Genomic DNA, 429 nt, shown 5'->3' with positions numbered 1-429 from the left:
CGGATCGCACCGTTTTGCCGGCCTTACTGCCCAGCGTTCTGGCTTTGCCATGGCTCGCCTGGCCCCGCTCGTCCGGCAAACGTGTCGCGAATTCGTTGTTTTGTCTTCCGGATTTCTCACATTGAGAGTCACGAGCGCATGATGCCCTTTCTGCCCGATACCGCACCACGCCGCCGCCGGCTCGCGCTGGCCATTGCCACTACCGCCATCGCCGCAGCCTCATTGGCCGCGTGCTCACGCAAAGCCCCGCCGGAAGCGCCTCCGCGCCCGGTCGTCGCTGTGGCGGCAAAGCTCAGCGAGCAGACGCCCACCGCGTCGCTGCCAGCGCAGATTGAGGCACGTTATGCCACCCCGCTGTCCTTCCGCGTCGCAGGCAAGATCATCGACCGGTCGGCAAGGCTTGGCGACGCCGTCAAAGCGGGTCAGGTC

At 66.0% G+C, this 429-nt stretch carries 1 pseudogene; it reads left to right on the top strand.

The window, feature by feature from the left end:
* Positions 1–138 precede the first annotated feature (138 nt).
* Positions 139–429, top strand: a pseudogene (locus tag CDV44_RS26885) (efflux RND transporter periplasmic adaptor subunit); the annotation flags it as partial.

The sequence above is a fragment of the Pandoraea sp. PE-S2R-1 genome, from assembly GCF_002179865.1.
Taxonomy (GTDB): Bacteria; Pseudomonadota; Gammaproteobacteria; order Burkholderiales; family Burkholderiaceae; genus Pandoraea.
Note: the sequence above shows the minus strand (reverse complement) of the source record. Positions and strands in the feature narration are given on the sequence as shown.